The sequence below is a fragment of the Gallaecimonas kandeliae genome, assembly GCF_030450055.1.
Taxonomy (GTDB): domain Bacteria; phylum Pseudomonadota; class Gammaproteobacteria; order Enterobacterales; family Gallaecimonadaceae; genus Gallaecimonas; species Gallaecimonas kandeliae.
The window spans coordinates 2,887,592-2,907,838 of record NZ_CP118480.1; the positions used below are offsets into that span (position 1 = coordinate 2,887,592).

The window sequence follows — 20,247 nt, forward strand, 5'->3', positions numbered from 1 at the left end:
GGCCGAAAGAGGCTGAGGTCACCACCTGTCAGGCTTTAACGCCCGTCAGCTTCTCGATGACCCGGGCCACGGCCACCAGGCCAAAGGTCGCCGTCACCACCATGGAGGCGCCGAAGCCGGAGGCGCAGTCCATGCGCATGGAGCCGTCGGCGTTCTTGGTGCCGCAGACAGAGCCGTCCGGCTGGGGATATTTGAGGGCTTCGGAGGAGAAGACGCAGTCCACCCCGAACTTGCGGGTCTTGGAGAAGTGGTAGGAGCGGCGCAGCCGCTCTTTCAGCTTGCGGGCCAGGGGGTCCTGGATGGTCTTGGTGAGATCCGCCACCTGCACCTGGGTGGGATCCACCTGGCCGCCGGCGCCCCCTATGGTGATGACGCGTCTCTTGTTGCGCTTGCAGAAGGCGATCATGGCCGCCTTGGCCCCCAGGGAGTCGGTGGCGTCTATGACGTAATCGAAGCCCGGCGCCAACAGCTCGGCGACGTTGTCGGGGGTGACGAAGTCGTCGATAGCGGTGACGGTGCACTCGGGGTTGATAAGGCGGATGCGCTCGGCCATCACCTCCGTCTTGGGACGGCCTATGGTGCTGGTCAGGGCGTGGATCTGGCGATTGCTGTTGGTGGTGCAGATGTCGTCCATGTCCACCAGGGTGATGGCGCCGACGCCGCTGCGGGCCAGGGCCTCGGCCACCCAGGTGCCGACGCCGCCGATGCCGGCCACGAAGATATGGCTGTTTTTCAACGTTTCGGCAGCCTCTCGGCCGTAAAGCCGGATGATGCCGCCGAAGCGGGTCTCGAAATCGCTCATCTGTTACCCCTCAAGCAGGGCGCGCATTCTAGCATGGCTTTTTCCTGCACCTATGGCCTATTCCAAACTGACATAATTCCCAGGCATCATGTTTTTATCCCCCAACCAAGGGCGCCTTGCGCCCCAACAAGGAGTCACCCATGCAGGACGTAGTCATAGTCGCCGCGACCCGTACCGCCGTCGGTAGCTTCCAGGGCTCGCTGAGCCAGATCCCAGCCTCGCAACTGGCCGCCACCCTGATCGCCGAAACCCTGGCCAAGCTGGGCCTGGACAAGGCCCAGGTGGACGAAGTGCTGCTGGGCCAGGTACTGACCGCCGGCTCCGGCCAGAACCCGGCCCGCCAGGCCGCCATCCACGCCGGCCTGCCCCACGGCGTGCCGGCCATGACCCTCAACAAGGTCTGCGGCAGCGGCCTCAAGGCGTTGCATCTCGGCACCCAGGCCATCCGCTGCGGTGACGCCGAGGTGGTGATAGCGGGCGGCATGGAGAACATGAGCCTGTCCCCTTATGTGCTGCCCGGCGCCCGCACCGGCCTGCGCATGGGCCACGCCGAGATGGTCGACACCATGATCAAGGACGGCCTCTGGGACGCCTTCAACGACTACCACATGGGCATCACCGCCGAGAACCTGGTGGAGAAATACGGCCTCAGCCGCGAGGAGCAGGACGCCTTCGCCGCCGCCTCCCAGCAAAAGGCGGTGGCCGCCATAGAGGCGGGCCGCTTCAAGGCGGAGATCACCCCCATCGCCATCCCCCAGCGCAAGGGCGAGCCTGTCGTCTTCGACACCGACGAGCAGCCCCGCCCCGGCACCACGGCCGAGAGCCTGGCCAAGCTGCGCCCGGCCTTCAAGAAGGACGGCTCCGTCACCGCCGGTAACGCCTCCAGCATCAACGACGGCGCCGCCATAGTGGTGCTGATGAGCGCCGCCAAGGCACAGAGCCTGGGCTTGGCGGTGCTGGCCCGCATCAAGGCCTACGCCAACGCCGGCGTGGATCCGGCCATCATGGGCATAGGCCCTGTGTCCGCCACCCGCCGCTGCCTGGACAAGGCCGGCTGGTCCGTCGCCGACCTCGACCTCATCGAGGCCAACGAGGCCTTCGCCGCCCAGTCACTGGCCGTCAGCAAGGAGCTGGGCTGGGATGCAGACAAGGTCAACGTCAACGGCGGCGCCATAGCCCTCGGCCATCCCATAGGCGCCTCCGGCTGCCGGGTGCTGGTGACCCTGGTGCACGAGATGATCCGCCGCGACGCCAAGAAGGGCCTGGCGACCCTCTGCATCGGCGGCGGTCAGGGCGTGGCCCTGGCGGTCGAGCGCTAAGTAAAGGCCAGGTGAAAGGTCGCCGCACTCTTCACCTCGCCGTATCGGCGGCGGCCAAGGCGTGGCCCTGGCGGTCGAGCGCTAAGTAAGGGCCAGGTGAAAGGTCGCCGCACTCTTCACCTCGCCGTATCGGCGGCGGCCAAGGCGTGGCCCTGGCGGTCGAGCGCTAAGCCAAGCGACCACAAAAAAGGGCCCTTCGGGGCCCTTTTCTCATGGCAGCGGCCAGGGTTGCCCCTTTAACCATTGCCCGGCCTCCTTGCCCGGCACCGCGGCGCTGAACCAGTAGCCCTGGCCCTGATCGCAAAGGTACTGGGCCAGGAAGCTGGCCTGCTCTGGCCGCTCTATGCCCTCTGCTATCACCTCCAGCCCCAGGCCCTTGGCCAGGCCCAGCACCGCCAGGCTGATAGCCACGTCCTCGGCGCTCTCCGGCAGGTGCCGCACGAAGCCCTGGTCGAGCTTGAGGGCGTCTATGGGCAGCCTGCGCAGGTAAGCCAGGGACGAATAGCCGGTGCCGAAATCATCGATGGCGAGGCGGATCCCCCGCTGCTTGAGGGCTCCCAGCAATTCCAGCATGGCCTCGGCCCGCTCCGGGATCAGGCAGCTCTCGGTGATCTCCAGCTCCAGTAGCTCGGCCGGCACCCCATGGCGGGCCAGGCAACCGTCCAGGGCGTCCAGGAAGCCTTCGTCTCTGAGCTGGGGCACCGACAGGTTCACCGCAACCGGCACCCGTTGCAGGCCGGCCCTGCCCCAGGCCGCCAGTTGGGCACAGACCTTGTCCAGCACCTGCATGCCCACCGCCTCGATAAGGCCCAGCCGCTCGGCAAGGGGGATCACCTGGGCCGGCGACACTGGGCCCAGCACGGCGTCATGCCAGCGCAGCAGGGCTTCCATGCCCAGCAGGGCACCGCTATTGAGGTCCACCTTGGGTTGGTAATGGACGGCCAGCTCGCCCTTGGACAAGGCCCCGTGCAGCCGTTCCTCCAGCAGCAGTTCCTGGCGGGTGACGTCACCCATCTGACTGTTATAGAAGCGGAACTTGTTGCGGCCTTGCTCCTTGGCGCGGTACATGGCGGTGTCGGCAAAACGCAGCAGTTCGTCCTCGTCGTTGCTGTCGCCGGGGAAGAGGCTGATGCCGATACTGGCGGACAGGAACAGGGCTCGGCCGTCGATGGCGATGGGGGCGTAGAGGGCCTCGATGAGCCGCAGGGCAAGGCGCTCCAGGTTCTTGAGGTCCTCCACTTCGGGCACCAGCACTGTGAACTCGTCGCCCCCCAGCCGCGCCACCGAGTCCCCCTCCCGCACATTGTCCTGAAGCCGCTTGGCCACTTCCTGAAGCACCTGGTCCCCGGCCTGGTGGCCAAGGGAGTCGTTGATGCGCTTGAAGAGATCCAGGTCGACGAACAGCAGGGCCACCTGGTGGTGGTGGCGGCGGGCATTGGCGATGGCCAGCTGCAGCCGGTCGGTGAAGAGCCGCCTGTTGGGCAGGCCGGTCAGCTCGTCATAGTAGGCCAGGGCCTGGATCCTGGCCTCCTTGTGCTTACGGTCGGTGATGTCGGTGAAGATGCCGGCGTACTTGCGGATCTCGCCGTCGTCGTCGCGGATGGCGGTGATGGTCAGCCATTCCGGGTAGACCTCGCCGCTCTTGCGCTTGTTCCAGATCTCTCCCTGCCAGTAGCCCTGGTCCGTCAACTGGGCCCACATGGCGCCGTAAAAATTCTTGTCATGGTAGCCGGAGCTGAGCAGGGCCGGAGTCTTGCCTACCACTTCCTCGGGACGGTAGCCGGTCACCAGGGAGAAGCTGGGGTTGACCGATTCGATATGACCGTTGTCGTCGGTGATCATGATGCCGTCCAGGGAGGCGTTGATCACCTGCCTGGCCAGGCGCAGGTGTTCCACCGAGCTGCGCAGGGCCTTGTCCCGCTGGTCCAGCAGGCCCCGCAGCTGGCTGACATATTCGTATTCGATGCTGGCGAGGACGTCGCTGAAGCTGAGCAGGCCGAGCAGCCGACCTTGCGGATCCAACACCCCCATGTGCCGCAAGTGCCTGTCCTGCAAGGTCTGCACCGCCAGCATCAGGCTGCTGTTTTCCACCATGGCGAAAAGCGGGAAATGAGCCAGGGCGCCGGCGCTGGTGCGCCTGTCACCGGCTATCCAGGCCACCAGATCCCGTTCGGTGAGGATGCCGAGCTCCTCGCCCCGGGCCACCACCAGGGCGTCCACCTGCTGCTCGGCCATCAGCCGCACCGCCTCGACCAGGGGCATGTTGCTGTCCACCACCACGGGCCGGCGGCGCAGGCAGCCCCCGAGGTCGCGCATCAGCAGGTAATGCTCCACCCCCTGGAAACGGATGATGTCGGACTGGGTCAGCATGCCCAGGGCCTGGCCCTGCTCGTCGCTGATCAGCAGCCGGCGCACCCCGAAGCGCTTCATCAGGTTGGCGGCCCGGCCCAGGGGTTGGTCCTGGTCGATGCTGTGCACCGGGCTGCTCATCAGCTCGCCGATGGGCTGGGAAAGGGCTTGGGGTGAGGCGAGATCGAGGCGGCGCACGTCCCCTTCGGTCCAGATCCCCAATACGGCCTGGCCGTCCATGACCAGGATGCAGCTTTGCCTGGCCTTGCTCATCAGCCGGCAGGCTTCCTCCAGGGGCGTTTGGGGCGGGCAACCCAAGAGGCCGCCGCTGACAAGGCTGCCGACATTGGGTTCAGTCTGGAAATCGAAAGGTGCGGCTAGGCCGGCCATAGGGTCTTCCTTCCATGAGACGACCCTTGATATTAGGCGCTGGCAGGCCCAATGACCTTAAGCTGGATCAAAGTCAGGCGTCGAGGTAACGGGCTATGTTCAGGCCGTAGAGGGCCGGATCCTCTGCGCATTCGATGCTGTCCTGGCTGGTGCGCAGGTCCAGCTGCTGCACCGGCAGGTGGGTGCGGCTCTTGGCGTTGTAGATCAGCTTGACCAGGGGTTTCAGGGGGGTTTCCGGCGGCACTTCCATGACCACCGCCAGCCGCTGGGACTTGAGCCGCACCAGGGTGCCCGCCGGATAGATGCCGATGCACTTGATGAACTGCTGCACCAGAGTGCGATCGAAATGGCTGCCCGAGAGATCCAGCAGTATCTTCAGGGCCCGGGTAGGCGGCATCGCCGACTTGTAGCAGCGCTCGGCGGTGAGGGCGTCGTAGACGTCCACTATGGTGATCATCCGGGCGTACTGGGACAAGGACTCGGCGCCCTTGCCGGCCGGGTAGCCGTGACCGTCCAACCGTTCGTGGTGGTTGGCCACCACGTCCATCACCTCGGGCGGCAGGCCAGGCTCCTCCGCCAGTATGGCCGCCGAATGGGTGACATGGGTCTTCATCACCTCGAACTCTTCGTCGGTCAGCTTACCGGGCTTCATCAGGATGGACTCCGGAACCTTGACCTTGCCGAGATCGTGGAGCAAGGCCCCCAGGGCCAGCTTGTCGATAAGCTCCCTGTCCAGCCCCAAGTGGCGGGCAAAGAGCGCCATCAGGATGCAGACGTTAAGGGAATGCTCCATCAGGTAGGCGTCTTTCTCGCGGATGCGGGTCAGGCAGGACATGGTGGTGGGGTGCTTGAGGGCGCCGTCCACGAAGCCCTTGGCGTACTGGCTGGCTTCCTCGATGTCGGGCATGGCATCGCCGGCCACCGCCTCGTAGAAGCGGGCCATGGCGCTGCGCGCCTCGAGGTAGAGGCGGCGCGGTTTGGTGGTCTCTGCCTTGCCTTGCGGCTCAGGGGCCTCGTCCGGCGGCGAGGCCTTGCGGCGGCTGGGATCCACCCACACCGATTTGACCCCGGCTTCCCGTAGCCTTTCCAGGCTCTGCTCGGACTGGATATAGCCGGACTGCTTCAGGCGGAACCCTGAACTTTCCTCGATACGTACCACGTAATCGCCGGGTTGCAGAGCCTCTAGCTCAACGCATACAACCTTGTCAGACATTCTTACCTTCAACCCAGTCTTACTGAAGGCCCCGTTGCTTTCGCACCGGAGCCTGACCCCCAGGATGTACACTTTCTAACTAAACACCTGTTTAGCCAGGGGGAAAAGTGTATCAGCAAAGCAAGCGAAGGCGTCACTGACGGTTGTCACACTTTGTGGCTTTGGCCCCCGCCAGGCCCTAGCGCAGCAGCACCCTCAGCAGCCAGCGCAGCAGGCCCTCCTTGTAGGGCGGGTAGATGAAAGCAGTGAAGGACAGCCGCCCCTTCTTCAATACGGACCTGGCCTTGGAAAAGGTCAGGACCCCTTCCCTGCCGTGGTAATGGCCCATGCCGGACTGGCCTATGCCGCCGAAAGGCAGGTCGGCGGCCGCCACCTGCAGCAGGCTGTCGTTGATGCAGACACCGCCGGCATGGACGGCCTTGAGCAGCTTGCCCTGGGTCTTGGTGTCGAAGCTGAAAGGATAGAAGGCCAGGGGCTTGGGCCTGCCCTGGATGAAGGCGATGGCCTGCTCCAGGCTCCCGTATTCGACGACAGGCATGATGGGCCCGAAGATCTCTTCTTCCATCAGGGCCAGGTCCAGCGGCGGATTGACCAGCAGTTGCAGGGCCAGGCGGTGGCGGCCATCGTGCCGGCCCGGGGAAGGCCCCAACACCCTTACCCCCCTTTCCCTGGCCTCGTCCAAATAACTGCAGAGGCGGCTGTACTGCTGGCCGTTGATGATGCTGCCGTAGTCGCCGTTGTCCTGCCAGAGTGGGTAGCGGCCCTCGAAGGCGGCCAGCATCTGCTCGGCGAAGGCCTGGCCTTTGCCTTTTGGCACCAGCACATAATCGGGGGCCACGCAGGTCTGGCCGGCATTGAAGCATTTGCCGAACAGCAGCCGCTCTGCGGCCAGCTTCAGCGGCATGTCGGGGGCCACCAGGGCCGGCGACTTGCCCCCCAGCTCCAGGGTCAAAGGCGTGAGGTTCTCGGCGGCGGCCTTCATCACCAGCTTGCCGACGGCGGTAGAGCCGGTGAAGAGCAGGTGGTCGAAGGGCAGCCGGGAGAAGGCCGCCGACACCTGGGCGTCCCCTTCCACTATCTGCAAGAGATCCTTGGGGAAATACCGCTCCACCAACTCGGCCAGCAGCCTGGACGTATGGGGGCTGTGCTCCGAGACCTTCACCAGCACCCTGTTGCCGGCCGCCAGGGCTGCGGTGACCGGGCCCAGGGCCAGGTAGAGGGGGTAGTTCCAGGGCACCATGATCCCCACCACTCCCAGGGGGTGGTAGTCGAGGCAGGCCCTGGCCGGCCAGAGGCTGAGGCCGGCGTGGCGCCGCTCCCCCTGCAGCCAGAGTTTCATGTACTTGCGGTGGTGATTGATGCCTTCCACCGCCGGCAGCAGTTCCCCTAACAGGGTCTCAAAACGGGGACGGCCGCCGAAATCCTGGTCCAGGGCCTGGATCAGCGCCTCCTGGTTGTCCAGCACCAGCCGCTTCAAGCGCTTCAGCCAGTCGCGGCGCTGCTTGAAACTGGGATGGGGATCGGCCTCGAAGGCGTCCCTGGCCAGGGCCAGGCGCGAAGACAGGTCGATGGACGGCGGCGCTGAAGCCAAGGGAGTGACGGTGGCGCTCATCAATGAGCCTCAATTAACTGACTGAAAGTCAATTAATATGCGCCACAGTGGGATCAGGGGCAACAGCAGGGCCTTTAGCCCAGCTCAGGCGGAGCCTGCTCGAAGAGGCGCTCGGAGAAGAGCCCCAGCCGGCTTTCCTCCTGGTCCTCCATCAGGCAAGGCACCAGATAGAGGACGTCGTGTTCCACGTAGTAGATGGCGTTCTGTTCCAAGCGCCAGCCCAGTTGCACCGCCTGTTCCTTCGGCATCACCAGGGCCCAGGATTTCTCACGATGCTGGAAATCCGGCGAGCAGCCCCAGAGCGGTTGGGGGTGCTGGCCTGTGGCCTTCAGCTCGGCCTCCAGGCGCTGGTCACGGTAGTGGTTGGCCGCCTCGCAAAGCGCCTTGCCCCTGGGGTTGTAGGCCGTGACTATGGCAAAACTCAAACGCCGCGACGGTGGCCGCTGCATCAGAAACACAGTGTTTTGGTAAGCGTCCCAGAGTTCCATCTGCTTCTCTCCCTTGGCCTGCACCCTTTATTTTAGGCACGCAAACGTTTTTTACCCTGATGCATCAGCTTGTTAGGCCACTGTTACATGGCTTATACTTGCTCCCCCCACAGCAGGGACAAAAACTGACCAGCCGTAGGGTCTGCTTTTGGAACTTCGGCAGTGCCGGCTGAACTTTCTGGTAGTGGCAGTACCCAAGTTATCGGTTGTCAGTGCTGATTTAAGGGATTGTCAGCCCTTCGTTGCTAAAATCTCATTGAGCACGAACAGTCCTTGCCAAGTTGATGCGAAACTAGAGCCCAAAAATCAGGTAAGCCCATGCAGACCCCTCATATCCTCATTGTTGAAGACGAAACGGTAACCCGCACCACCCTCAAGAGCCTCTTCGAAGCCGAAGGCTATGTGGTGGTGGAAGCCAGCGATGGCGCCGAAATGCATGATGTGTTGGCCAACAACCCCATCGATCTGGTGATCATGGACATCAACCTGCCCGGCAAGAACGGCCTGCTGCTCGCTCGCGAGATCCGCGAAAAGCGCGACATGGGCCTCATCTTCCTGACCGGCCGCGACAACGAGGTCGACAAGATCCTGGGCCTGGAGATCGGTGCCGACGACTACATCACCAAGCCCTTCAACCCCCGCGAACTGACCATCCGCGCCCGCAACCTGCTGGGCCGTACCCTCTCTACCGCCAAGCCGGAAGAGCAGTCCGAGGTGGAGCGTTACAAGTTCAACGGCTGGACCCTGGAAGTGAACAGCCGCTCCCTGATAAGCCCCAAAGGCGAGAGCTTCAAGCTGCCCCGCAGCGAGTTCCGCGCCCTGCAGTTCTTCATCGAGAACCCGGGCAAGATCCTGACCCGCGCCGAGCTGCTCAAGCAGATGACTGGCCGCGAGCTCAAGCCCCACGACCGCACAGTGGACGTGACCATCCGCCGCATCCGCAAGCACTTCGAGTCCTTGCCGGAGACCCCGGAGATCATCGCCACCATCCACGGCGAAGGCTACCGCTTCTGTGGCGAGATAGACGCCACCGAGAACCACTAAGCAAAAAGCCGGCATTGCCGGCTTTTTCATGCCCACAGAAAACCGGCCCAGGCCGGTTTTCTGTTAGCTGCGGCTATCCAGCCAATCGTTCAATAGCGCCAGATCCGATTCCCAGTTCTCGGCTATCTCGTCCACCCAGTCTTGGATGTTCTCCTGCCAGGCCGGGGCGTCACCGTGCTGGGCGTGGTTGGCCAGCTGCTGGATGCGCTTGAGGCCGATGGCGGCGGCGGCCCCTTTGATCTTGTGGGCCATGTCGCAGGTCTCCTGCTGGTCGCCGGCCATCAGGTTGGATTCCAGCACCTTGAGGTACTCGGGCATCTGCTGGGCGAAGAGGCCGGCGGATTGCAGCATCACCTTGGCGCCCACCGCCTCCACGAACTGGCCAAGCAGCTCGGTGTCCAGCAGCTTGTCCTCGTCCTCGTCGACGCTGCGCTGCACCAGGCCGGTGCCGGGCTCGCCGTAGAACTCCTCGATGATGGCCGTCACGCTGGCCACCGACAGCGGCTTGGAGATGGCGTCGTCCATGCCGTTCTCCAGGTATTCATCCTTGTCCTTGATGACGTTGGCGGTCAGGGCCACTATCGGCAGCTCGCCGAACTGGGGCTGTTCGCGCAGGGCGCAGGCCACCTCGAAGCCGGTCATGTCCGGCAACTGGATGTCCAGCAGCACCAGATCGAAGAGATGGCCCTGGCAGGCCTCCAGGGCGGCCTGGCCGGTCATGGCCACTGTCACCTGGTGGCCGAGCTTCTCCAGCAGCGCCTTGGCCACGGTCACGTTCAGCTCTATGTCTTCCACCAGCAGTATGTCCAGGCTCTGCTTGGCGCAGCTGTGGGCCGTCTCGGCCGCCTTTTCCTCCTCGGACAGCGGCAGCGGCAAGGTCAGCACGAAGGTGGAGCCGCGGCCGGGGTTGGAGGTCACCTCCAGCTTGCCGCCCATGGCCAGGGCCAGGTTGCGGCTCACCGCCAGGCCGATGCCGGTACCGGTGGCGTGCTTCTTGCCGCCGGACTCCACCTGGTAATACATGGCGAAGATCTTGTCGAGTTCCCCCTGGGGGATGCCGATACCGGTGTCGGTGACGGCGAAACGGGCCAGCACCTGGCCTGCCCCCTCCGCCTCCAGGCTGACCTCAAGCCCCACCTGGCCGTGGTCGGTGAACTTGACGGCGTTGCCGATGAGGTTCCAGAGGATCTGGCGGGTGCGGGTGGCATCCATCAGCACATGTTTGGGCAGTTGGGCCGGGCCCTCGAAGCGCCAGGCCAGGCCCTTCTGCTCGGCCATCAGCTGGGCCAGGTTGCTGATGTCGTCGATGAAGGCGGGCAGGTCCTGCACGTCCGGCACTATGGTCAGGCGGCGGCGGTCGGCCTTGTCGAGATCGATGATGTCGTTGAAGAGGTTGCCCAGGGTCTCGGCCGACACATAGATGGTGTTGAGGTAGGAACGCTGCTCCTCGGTGAGCTGGGTGTCGCGCAGCATCCGCGCCAGGCCCACTATGCCGTTGAGCGGAGTGCGCAGCTCGTGGCTGAGGGTGGCGATGAACTGGGTCTTCTCCCGGGCCGCCTTTTCCAGGGCGTCGGCGGCCTTCTTGCGTTCCGTGATGTCGCGGCCGAAGCCCAAGAGCCCCAGGCGCCGGCCGGAGGCGGAGAAGAAGGGCACCTTGCGCATCTCGAACAGGGCCTTGCGGCCGTCCGGGTATTGCAGCCACTGCTCGTAGGTCACCTGCTGGTTGTTCTCGAACAGCACCTTGTCGGTCTCGATGGCACGCATGGCCACCTCGTTGGGATAGACCTCGAAGGGGGACAGGCCAATCAGTTCCTGCTCCTTCTTGCCGGTCACCTGCTCCACCGCCTTGTTGCAGCCGTAGAAGATGCCCTTCTCGTTGCGGAAGTAGATCATGTCCGGGGAGGAGTTGATAAAGGAGCGCAGCAGCGCCGTCTGCTCGCCGAGGGACTCCTGGGTCTTCTTGCGCTCCACCACTTCCAGGCTCAGGCGGTCTATGGCGTCCTGGCGGGCAAACTCGGCCTTCTTACGCTCGTCTATCTCGAAGTTGAGCTGCTCCACCTTGTCCTTGAGGCTCTGGTTGAGGACGCGGTCCTGCTCGCGCAGCTGCTCGAGCTGTTCCACCAGTTGGAAGAGGTGGCGGCGCGAGGCGTCGAGCTGGGAAATCATCTCCAGGAAGAAATAAAGCACCCAGGGGGCCGTGAGCAGGGTCAACAGCAGCGGGGTCAGCAGGTCATAGACGGTGACATTGCCGTGCAAGAGGATATCGGCAGTGCTGGTGCCCACCAGGCACACCAGCAGGATCAGGCTGAACAGGGCGATACTGAAGCGCGCCGTGCCCAGTCGGGTCAGCAGCTCCGTAAACTTCTGCGCCCAGGCTGTCATCATAGGGAAGAGTCCTCCTTTATCACCGCTATTGTCCTAGAGAGAGGGCCTCTGGGCAATCAACAAGGCATGAGACAGCACCGAAGCGCCAAGTTCCCGGCCCAGCCACCAGCCATCCAGAACAGCCAACCTACCACCAACACTTCCAGACGGCTAAACATCCAAAGCAACCCCTTGAAAAGGTGGAAAATGGCGGCCTTACGTTTACGTAAAGGTTGCATGAATATTGGAGTTTATATTCAAAACCCCATTGACCAGCCCCCATTCTTGGCTATAGGGTGAACAGTCCGCAACTGAGCATTAACATTTTTTATGCTGCATTAATGCATAAAAATGATGGAGGTGGACAAATGGTTGAAGCCCGCGACAACTGCGGTTTTGGCTTGATCGCCCACAAGGAAGGGCAAGCCAGCCACAGGCTGCTGCGCCTGGCCCTGCAGGGACTTTCCCGTATGCAGCACCGCGGCGGTATCGCCGCCGACGGCCGTACCGGCGACGGCTGCGGCCTGCTGCTGGCCCTGCCAACCAAATTCTTTCGCGCTGTGGCCGAGGAAAACGCTTTCCGCCTGGCCAAGCGCTTCGCCGTCGGCATGGTCTTCCTGCCCCGGGACAGCGAAAGGTCCAAGGCCATCATCGCCGAGGAGCTGGCCCAGGAAACCCTGACCGTAGCGGGCTGGCGCCCTGTGCCGGTAGACCCATCAGTGCTCGGCCATATCGCCCGCCAGAGCCAGCCGGTGATAGAGCAAGTGCTGGTCAATGCCCCGCCCGGCTGGCGCAAGCGCGAACTGGAGCGCCGCCTCTACATGGCGAGGCGCCGCGCCGAGAAACGCCTGGAGGCCGAAGGTCAGCAGGCCTACATAGCATCGCTTTCCTGTGTGGTGGTGGTCTACAAGGCCCTGACCCTGGCCGCCGACCTGCCGCGCTTCTACCGCGATCTCACCGATCTGCGCATGGAGAGCACCATCTGCCTCTTCCACCAGCGCTTCTCCACCAACACCCTGCCCCGTTGGGAGCTGGCCCAGCCGTTCCGCTACCTGGCCCACAACGGCGAGATCAACACCATCTCCGGCAACCGCCACTGGGCGCGGGCCCGCAGCCACAAGTTCGCCTCGCCGCTGCTGCCGGATCTCCAGGACGCCAGGCCCTTTATCAGCGCCACCGGCTCCGACTCACTGGCCATGGACAACATGCTCGACCTGCTGCTGTCCGGCGGCATGGATCTCTTCCGCGCCATGCGCCTCATCATGCCCCCGGCCTGGGAGCAGGATCCGGTGATGGCCGACGACGTCAAAGCCTTCTTCGAATTCAACTCCATGCACATGGAGCCTTGGGACGGCCCGGCCGGGGTGGTGATGGCCGACGGCCGCTTCGCCGCCTGCCAGCTGGACCGTAACGGCCTGCGCCCGGCCCGCTGGGTGGAGACCAAAGACGGCCTCATCACCCTGGCCTCGGAGGTGGGGATCTGGGACTACGCCGAAGACGAGGTGGTGGCCAAGGGCCGGGTCGGGCCCGGACAGCTGCTGGCCGTGGACACCTACAAGGGCCAAGTCTGGTTCAGCGACGCCATCGACAGGGACCTGGCCGAACGCCACCCCTACCGGGAATGGCTGAGCGAGAACCACACCAAGCTGACTCCCTTCGAGGACTTATCCGCCGCCCAGGCCGGCATCCGCGACCTCACCGACGAGCAGCTCAAGAGGGTGCAGAAGTACTTCGGCCTGACCCGGGAGGAGATCCATGAGGTGGTGGCGGTGCTGGGCCGTGACGGCAAGGAAGCGGTGGGCTCCATGGGCGACGACACGCCGCTCGCCAGCCTGTCCAAAGGGCCTCGCAGCCTCTTCGACTACTTCCGCCAGCGTTTCGCCCAGGTCACCAACCCGCCCATAGACCCACTGCGCGAAGCCTTCGTGATGTCGCTGACCACCTACATAGGTGCCGAGCAGAACGTCTTCTGCGAGACCTCGGGCCATATCGCCAGGGTCCAGTTCAAGTCCCCGGTGCTGCTCTACTCGGATCTACATCAGCTGCTGGCCAAGAAGAGCCATCAGATCCTGAGCCTGGCCTACCCCAAGGACGGCGACCTCAAGGCCGCCATAGAGCAGCTCTGCGAAGACGCAGAAGAGGCTGTCAGGGACGGCGCCGTGCTGGTGGTGCTCTCCGACCGCCAGGTCCAGGACGGCAAGTTGATGATACCGGCGCCGCTGGCCGTGGGCGCCGTCCAGGAAAGGCTGGTGGACCGCCAGCTGCGTGCCAGTGCCAACCTCTTTATCGAGACGGGCAGCGTGCGCGACCCCCACCACTTCGCCGTGCTGCTGGGCCTGGGAGCCACCGCCGTCTACCCCTATCTCGCCTTCGAGTCCCTGGCGGCCCTCGTTGATGCCGGCCTCTTGGACGGTTCTTTGAAGTCGGTGCTGCTGAAATACCGCAACGGCATCAACGCCGGCCTCAAGAAGATCCTCTCCAAGATGGGGATCAGCACCATCGCCTCCTACCGCGGCGCTGCCCTCTTCGATCTGCTCGGCCTGGATGAGGAAGTCTCCCGCCTCTGCTTCCCCGGCCTCAAGAGCCCTATCGGCGGCAAGGGCTTCGCCGAGCTCAAGGCCGACAGCCTCAAATGCCACCAGGACGCCTTCATGCCGGGCCCCCTGCCGCTCGGCGGCCTGTTGAAATTCCAGCCGGGCGGTGAATACCACGCCTGGCACCCGGACGTGGTGCAGAGCCTGCAACAGGCGGTGCGCAGCCATTCCTGGGAAGCCTGGCAGCGCTATACCCAGGCCGTGCACCAGGGCCGCGACGCCTTCCTGCGCGACAAGCTGAGCCTCAAGCCCCAGACCCAAGGCCTGGACATCGAGCGGGTGGAGCCGGCCCAAGCCCTCTTCCCGCGCATGGATACGGCGGCCATGAGCATCGGCGCCCTCTCCCCCGAGGCGCACCAGGCCCTGGCCATCGCCATGAACCGCCTCGGCGGCCGTTCCAACTCCGGCGAGGGCGGCGAGGATCCCCTGCGCCGCCGCAGCCTCGGCCGCTCCAAGATCCGCCAGGTGGCCTCTGGCCGCTTCGGCGTCACCCCCGAGTACCTGGCCACCGCCGAAGTCATCCAGATCAAGATGGCCCAGGGCGCCAAGCCCGGCGAAGGGGGCCAGCTGCCCGGCGAGAAGGTGTCGGAAGAAATCGCCAGGCTACGCCATGCCACACCAGGCACCACCCTCATCTCGCCGCCGCCCCACCACGACATCTATTCCATCGAGGATCTGGCCCAGCTGATCTATGATCTGAAGACGGTCAACCCAGAGGCCCTGGTGTCGGTGAAACTGGTGGCCTGCCAGGGGGTGGGCACCATCGCCTGCGGCGTGGCCAAGGCCGGCGCCGACCTCATCACCTTGTCCGGCTACGACGGCGGCACCGGTGCCAGCCCCCTGACCTCGGTGAAATACGCCGGCGGCCCCTGGGAGCTGGGGCTGGTGGAAGCCCACCATGCCCTGCTGCGCGAAGGCATGCGCGACCAGGTGCTGCTGCAGGTGGACGGCGGCTTCAAGACGGGGCTGGACGTGGTCAAGGCCGCCATCCTCGGCGCCGACAGCTTCGGCTTCGGCACTGCTCCCATGGTGGCCCTGGGCTGCAAGTACCTGCGCATCTGCCATTTGAACAACTGCGCCACCGGCGTCGCCACCCAGCATCCCGTGCTGCGCGACAAGCACTTCCGGGGCCTGCCGGAGCAGGTGGAAGCCTTCTTCCAGCTGATGGCGAGGGAGATCCGCGAACTGCTGGCCGGCCTTGGCCTTGAAAGCCTGGCTGCGGCCAAAGGCCGCCTGGATCTGCTGGAATGCAGCGACGAAGCCCTGGGCCAGGTGCTGCTCAAGGCCCTGCCCGGCCTGCCCGACTACGAGGTGGTGGTGCAGGAGCGGGAGCCGGGTCTCAACGGCAAGATCCTGGCTGAGGCCCAGCTGGATAACCCCTGGCTGGCCTACTACCCCATATCCAACACCGACCGCACTGTGCCGGCCATGCTCAGCGGCGCCATCGCCAAGGCCCATGGCGACGCCGGCAGCCCCCATCCCATACGGCTGCAGTTCCGCGGCACCGCCGGCCAGAGCTTCGGCGCCTTCACCCTGCCGGGGATGGAAGTGCGGCTGGTGGGTGACGCCAACGACTATGTGGGCAAGGGCCTGGCTGGCGGCACCCTGGTGCTGAACCCGCCCCCCGGCAGCCACTTTGTCGCCGCCGACACCCTGATCATGGGCAACACCTGCCTGTTCGGGGCCACCGGCGGCGAATGTTTCGCCGAGGGCCAAGCCGGGGAGCGCTTCGCGGTGCGCAACTCCGGCGCCCTGGCGGTGGTGGAAGGCCTGGGTGATCACGGCTGCGAATACATGACTTCCGGCCTGGTGCTGGTGCTGGGCAGGACGGGCCGCAATTTCGCCGCCGGCATGACAGGCGGCCTGGCCGTGGTCATGGACCTGGACAGCCGCGCCGTCAACCCCGAGCTGGTGGACTGGTGCCCCCTCACCGAGCATAACGAACTGGTGCAGCAGATCCGCGCCCTGATCAAGCGCCACCACAACCTCACCGGCTCGGCCAGGGCCGCCGAGCTGCTGGCCGAGCCCAGCTGGGCCCAGCGCTTTACCCTCATCCACCCCCAAGGCTGGCAGCCGCAACTCAAGGAGGCCGTATCATGAAAGACCCCCTGCATTACCTGAGCGTGCCACGCCAAACCGGCGCCGTGGTGCCGGCCGCCGAGCGGGTGACCCAGTTCAAGGAAGTCCAGGCCCGCCAGGGCGAGGAGGTCCGCGAGGACCAGGCCAAGCGCTGCCTGGACTGCGGCACCCCCTATTGCCAGTGGAAGTGCCCCCTGCACAACGCCATACCGCGCTGGCTGGAGCTGGCCGCCGAGGGCCGCATCACGGATGCGGCCGAACTGGCCCACCAGACCAACCCCCTGCCGGAGGTCTGCGGCCGGGTCTGCCCCCAGGACAGGCTCTGCGAGAGCGTCTGCACCCTCAACGACGAGTTCGGCGCCGTCACCATAGGCCAGGTGGAGCGGGACATCGCCGACCTGGCCCTGGACGCCGGCTGGCGCCCGGACCTGTCTTTCGTGGCCAAGACGGGCTTCAAGGTGGCCGTCATAGGCGCAGGGCCGGCCGGCATCGGCTGTGCCGATCTGCTGGTAAGAAACGGCGTCGAGGTCACCCTCTATGAGGCCGAGGCCAGCATCGGCGGCCTGCTGGTCACCGGCATTCCCGGCTTCAAGCTGGAAAAGGACATAGTGGCGCGCCGCTTCGAGGTGCTCAAAGACATGGGCGTCAACTTCGTGCTGGGTACCAGTGTCGGTAAAGATATCGATTTCAAGGCCATACTGGACAGCCATGACGCCGTCTTCCTGGGGCTGGGGGCGCCGCGCAGCGTCGACTCCGGTCTTGAAGGCAGCGAGGCCCAGGGCTGCCTGGAAGCGGCCCATTATCTCTACGACCAGAACCTGAAATTGATGCAGGACACGAGCCTGCATTTCGACCAGCTAGGCAAGAAGGTGGTGGTCATAGGCGGTGGCGACACCGCCATGGACTGCTCCCGCACCGCCCTGCGCCAGGGCGCCGACAGCGTCACCCTGCTCTACCGCCGCGACCGCGCCAACATGCCGGGCTCCCCCAAGGAGGTGCGCTTCGCCGAAGAGGAAGGGCTGAAATTTGCCTTCTGCCACCAGCCCCTGGCCGTGCTGACCGAGGATGGCAAAGTCACCGGCATCCGGGTCCAGGAAACGATGCTGGGCGCCCCCGACGCCTCTGGGCGACGCCGCCCAGAGCCGGTGCCGGGCTCGGAGCGGGACCTGGAAGCCGACACGGTGATACTGGCGCTGGGCTTCAGGCCGCAGCTGCCGGCCTGGCTGTCCGAGCTTGGCGTGGTGGCGGACGAAGCGGGCCGGGTGCTGGCCCCGGACGGCCGTACCCTGCATCCCAAGATCTTCGCCGGCGGCGACATGGTGCTGGGTGCCGATCTGGTGGTGACCGCCATCGCCAACGGCCGCAAGGCGGCCATGGGCATACTGGCCAAATTGGGGGTGACGGCCGGGGTGACCGCGGCTTGAGGCTCGCGCTATCATTAGGCTTTTCCCCCTATCAGGACACTAGCCAATGAAGATCGGCATTATCGGCGCCATGGAACAGGAAGTGGCGCTGCTGCAGAGCCAAATCGAGAACCTCCACACCGACGTGGTGGCCGGCTGTGAGATCTACACCGGCCAGTTGGCCGGCGCCGAAGTGGTGCTGATGCGCTCCGGCATCGGCAAGGTGGCGGCGGCCATCGCCACCACCATCCTCATTGAGCGCTATGCCCCCGACGCCGTCATCAACACCGGCTCCGCCGGCGGCTTCGACCCCAGCCTCAACGTCGGTGACGTGGTGATCTCCTCCGAAGTGCGCTACCACGACGTGGACGTGACCGCCTTCGGCTACGAGCTTGGCCAGGTGCCGCGCATGCCGGCCGCCTTCCTGCCCCACCCCACACTGGTGGCCGTGGCCCAGGAAGTCATAGCCCAGATGGACCACCACAAGGCCAAGACTGGCCTCATCACCACAGGTGACATCTTCATGTCCGATCCGGCCAAGGTCGACGCCACCCGCGCCGCCTTCCCGGCCATGATCGCCGTGGAGATGGAGGCGGCGGCCATAGCCCAGACCTGCCACCAGTTCGAAGTGCCCTTCGTCATCACCCGGGCCCTGTCCGACATCGCCGGCAAGGAATCCCCCGGCTCCTTCGAGAGCTTCCTGGAGAAGGCCGCGACCCACAGCGCCGAGCTGGTCATCGCCATGCTGGCCCAACTCAAAGACAGTGAACTGGCTTGATCTGACCCCCCTCCTGGCCTGGCCGGCGGCACTCTTGCTGCCGGCTTTGCCGTTTTGGCGCGCCTGGAACGGCCTGGCCGACGGCCTGGCCGCCAAGGTCAACAGGGGTGAACCCCGCCAGCGTCGCCTCTCGGGGCTGCTGGCGCTGTTGCTGCTATGGGGAGCCTTGCTGCTGATCTGCGCCCTGCTGGCGCTGAGCGCCGAGCTGCCCCAGGTGATAGAGGGGCTGGGCTTTTACCTGGCCCTGTCCGACGGCCGCCTGGCCAAGCTCCAGGCCCTGGAAAACCTCGGCAAGGTCCAGGGCCGCCAGCTGCTGGGCACGGTACTCAAGCGCGACTGCGGCGAGCTCAGCGAGGAAGGTCTCTACAAGGGAGCAATAGAAGGGCGCTGGCGCCTGGCCCGCGAACGGCTGCTGCTGCTGCTGCTCTTCGCCCTTGGCACCGGCCTGGTGGCGTTGCTGCTGCGGGCCTGGTGGCAACTGGCCGACCGCTGGCACCCGGCCCGCCCAGGCTGCCAGGCGTTCGGCCGGGCCGCCTGGGCACCGGCCAGCCTGCTGCGCTGCCCGGGTACGCCCCTGGCCACCTTCTGGCTGGTGCTGCCGCTCAAAGCTTCTGCCCTCTTCACCAAGGAAAAGCCCAGGGGCTTGGCCATGCTGGCCCAGGCCCTGGGCTGCCAGCTCGGCGGGCCTCTGCGCATCCAGGGCCGGCGTTTCGACAGGCCAAGGGTGGGACCGGCACCCCCCCCCACCCAGCTCCAGCTCGGCCGCCTGCGGCGCCTGATGCAGGGGGGCGAGCTGGGCACCCTGCTGCTGGCCGGCTGCTGGCTGGCCCTATGACAAAGGAGATCCGATGGAACTGACCCTGACCACCCCGGCCGTGCTCTTCCCGGCCATATCGTTGCTGCTGCTGGCCTATTCCAACCGCTTCCTGCACCTGGCCAACCTCATCCGCCAGATCCACGGCCAGGACCTCAGCCCCCGCCTCCAGAAGCAGATCGCCAACCTGCGCCGCCGGGTGGTGCTGATCCGCTACATGCAGGAGGCGGGGGTGATGAGCTTCTTCTTCTGCGTGCTGACCATGCTGGCCCTCTACATAGGATCGCCGCACCTGGCCTGGTGGCTGTTCGGCATTTCCCTGCTGCTGCTGGGCACCTCCTTGTGGCTGTCGGTGATGGAGATCCGCATCTCGGTGAAGGCGCTGGACATCCACCTGGACGAGATGGGCTGACCTTGGCGAAGCCGGCCCCCTCTGGCACACTTCACCTTCCACTGAATTACGGATTTGCGATGCGACTGCTGTACCTGCTCCTTGCCCTGCTGAGCCTGCCGACCCTGGCCGCGGACGATCCGCTGCTGCTGGCCCGCCAGTACATGCAGGCCTACACCGCCATGGATTACGGCGAGCTGGAGCAGCTCTACCATTTCGACGCCACCTTCGAAGATCCCAGCGCCGACGTCCAGGGCAACGGCCAGCGCATCAACGGCCGCCAGGCGATCCTCGCCTTCCTCAAGAAGGCCGAGCGGGGCGTGGGCCAGATCCGCTTCGTGGAGAACAACCACATGGTGATCGGCAACTGGGTGGTGCTGATGGGGGAATACCACTACCTGGTGTCGGGCCCCCAGTTCGGCCTGGGCCCCCAGCCGGTCTGGGTGGTGGTCAAAGGCATCACAGAGCTCAAGGTGGACACCGGCCTAGGCCAGATCCGCACCCACCGCGACATGCTCGACTACGAGTCCCTGCCCGCCCAGCTGCAATAACATATTCACGCACAAAAACTGCATAAAGCCTTTATCCCTCCCTGTTCAGTCCGTAT

14 protein-coding genes are annotated in these 20,247 nt (G+C 65.1%); 8 read left to right on the top strand and 6 right to left on the bottom strand.

Features of this window, described 5'->3' with window-relative positions:
* Positions 1–28 precede the first annotated feature (28 nt).
* Positions 29–802 carry a tRNA cyclic N6-threonylcarbamoyladenosine(37) synthase TcdA gene (tcdA, locus tag PVT67_RS14280; RefSeq protein WP_301494650.1) on the bottom strand — a complete coding sequence of 258 codons (774 nt, stop codon included), beginning with the start codon at positions 800–802 and terminating at the stop codon, positions 29–31.
* Between the two features lie 140 nt (positions 803–942).
* Here tcdA and PVT67_RS14285 point away from each other — a divergent pair, with 140 nt between their 5' ends.
* The gene (locus PVT67_RS14285; protein ID WP_301494652.1) at positions 943–2,121 is read left to right on the top strand and encodes an acetyl-CoA C-acetyltransferase; all 1,179 of its coding nucleotides are present in this window, start codon (positions 943–945) and stop codon (positions 2,119–2,121) included.
* A gap of 210 nt (positions 2,122–2,331) precedes the next feature.
* On the opposite strand, the gene PVT67_RS14290 is transcribed toward PVT67_RS14285, so the two are convergent.
* The 4 genes from PVT67_RS14290 to PVT67_RS14305 form a co-directional block, all read right to left on the bottom strand.
* Positions 2,332–4,860, bottom strand: a complete 2,529-nt coding sequence (locus tag PVT67_RS14290; protein ID WP_301494655.1) for an EAL domain-containing protein — start codon at positions 4,858–4,860, stop codon at positions 2,332–2,334.
* Positions 4,861–4,933: 73 nt separating this feature from the next.
* A complete protein-coding gene (locus tag PVT67_RS14295) occupies positions 4,934–6,073 on the bottom strand; it encodes an HD-GYP domain-containing protein (RefSeq protein ID WP_301494657.1) in 1,140 nt (379 codons plus the stop codon).
* A gap of 178 nt (positions 6,074–6,251) precedes the next feature.
* A complete protein-coding gene (locus tag PVT67_RS14300) occupies positions 6,252–7,685 on the bottom strand; it encodes a coniferyl aldehyde dehydrogenase (protein ID WP_301494659.1) in 1,434 nt (477 codons plus the stop codon).
* A 74-nt stretch (positions 7,686–7,759) separates the two neighbouring features.
* Complete coding sequence (locus tag PVT67_RS14305; RefSeq protein ID WP_301494661.1) at positions 7,760–8,173, bottom strand: DUF3293 domain-containing protein; 414 nt, start codon at positions 8,171–8,173, stop codon at positions 7,760–7,762.
* 318 nt (positions 8,174–8,491) lie between these two features.
* Between PVT67_RS14305 and arcA the strand changes: the two genes are divergently transcribed.
* Entirely contained in the window at positions 8,492–9,217 is a 726-nt protein-coding gene (arcA, locus tag PVT67_RS14310; RefSeq protein WP_301494664.1) for a two-component system response regulator ArcA, read from the top strand.
* A 63-nt stretch (positions 9,218–9,280) separates the two neighbouring features.
* Here the strand turns inward: arcA and arcB are convergent, their stop codons facing one another.
* Complete coding sequence (gene arcB / locus PVT67_RS14315; RefSeq protein WP_301494666.1) at positions 9,281–11,602, bottom strand: aerobic respiration two-component sensor histidine kinase ArcB; 2,322 nt, start codon at positions 11,600–11,602, stop codon at positions 9,281–9,283.
* A 347-nt stretch (positions 11,603–11,949) separates the two neighbouring features.
* On the opposite strand from arcB, the gene gltB reads away from it, so the two are divergent.
* From gltB to PVT67_RS14345, 6 genes are read left to right on the top strand one after another with little or no spacing between them, the layout of a single operon-like run.
* Positions 11,950–16,275, top strand: coding sequence for a glutamate synthase large subunit (gltB, locus tag PVT67_RS14320; RefSeq protein ID WP_301494668.1), 4,326 nt, complete (start codon positions 11,950–11,952; stop codon positions 16,273–16,275).
* Complete coding sequence (locus tag PVT67_RS14325) at positions 16,269–17,678, top strand: glutamate synthase subunit beta (RefSeq protein WP_419181039.1); 1,410 nt, start codon at positions 16,269–16,271, stop codon at positions 17,676–17,678. The genes gltB and PVT67_RS14325 overlap by 7 nt, the downstream gene beginning before the upstream one ends.
* 46 nt (positions 17,679–17,724) lie before the next feature.
* Positions 17,725–18,435, top strand: coding sequence for a 5'-methylthioadenosine/S-adenosylhomocysteine nucleosidase (mtnN, locus tag PVT67_RS14330; protein ID WP_301494672.1), 711 nt, complete (start codon positions 17,725–17,727; stop codon positions 18,433–18,435).
* Positions 18,422–19,270 (top strand): CobD/CbiB family protein, encoded by an 849-nt coding sequence (locus PVT67_RS14335; protein WP_301494674.1) that lies wholly within the window; start codon positions 18,422–18,424, stop codon positions 19,268–19,270. The genes mtnN and PVT67_RS14335 overlap by 14 nt, the downstream gene beginning before the upstream one ends.
* 13 nt (positions 19,271–19,283) lie before the next feature.
* Complete coding sequence (locus PVT67_RS14340) at positions 19,284–19,661, top strand: DUF2721 domain-containing protein (protein ID WP_301494676.1); 378 nt, start codon at positions 19,284–19,286, stop codon at positions 19,659–19,661.
* 59 nt (positions 19,662–19,720) lie between these two features.
* Positions 19,721–20,191 (top strand): nuclear transport factor 2 family protein, encoded by a 471-nt coding sequence (locus tag PVT67_RS14345; protein WP_301494678.1) that lies wholly within the window; start codon positions 19,721–19,723, stop codon positions 20,189–20,191.
* Positions 20,192–20,247: the final 56 nt, after the last annotated feature.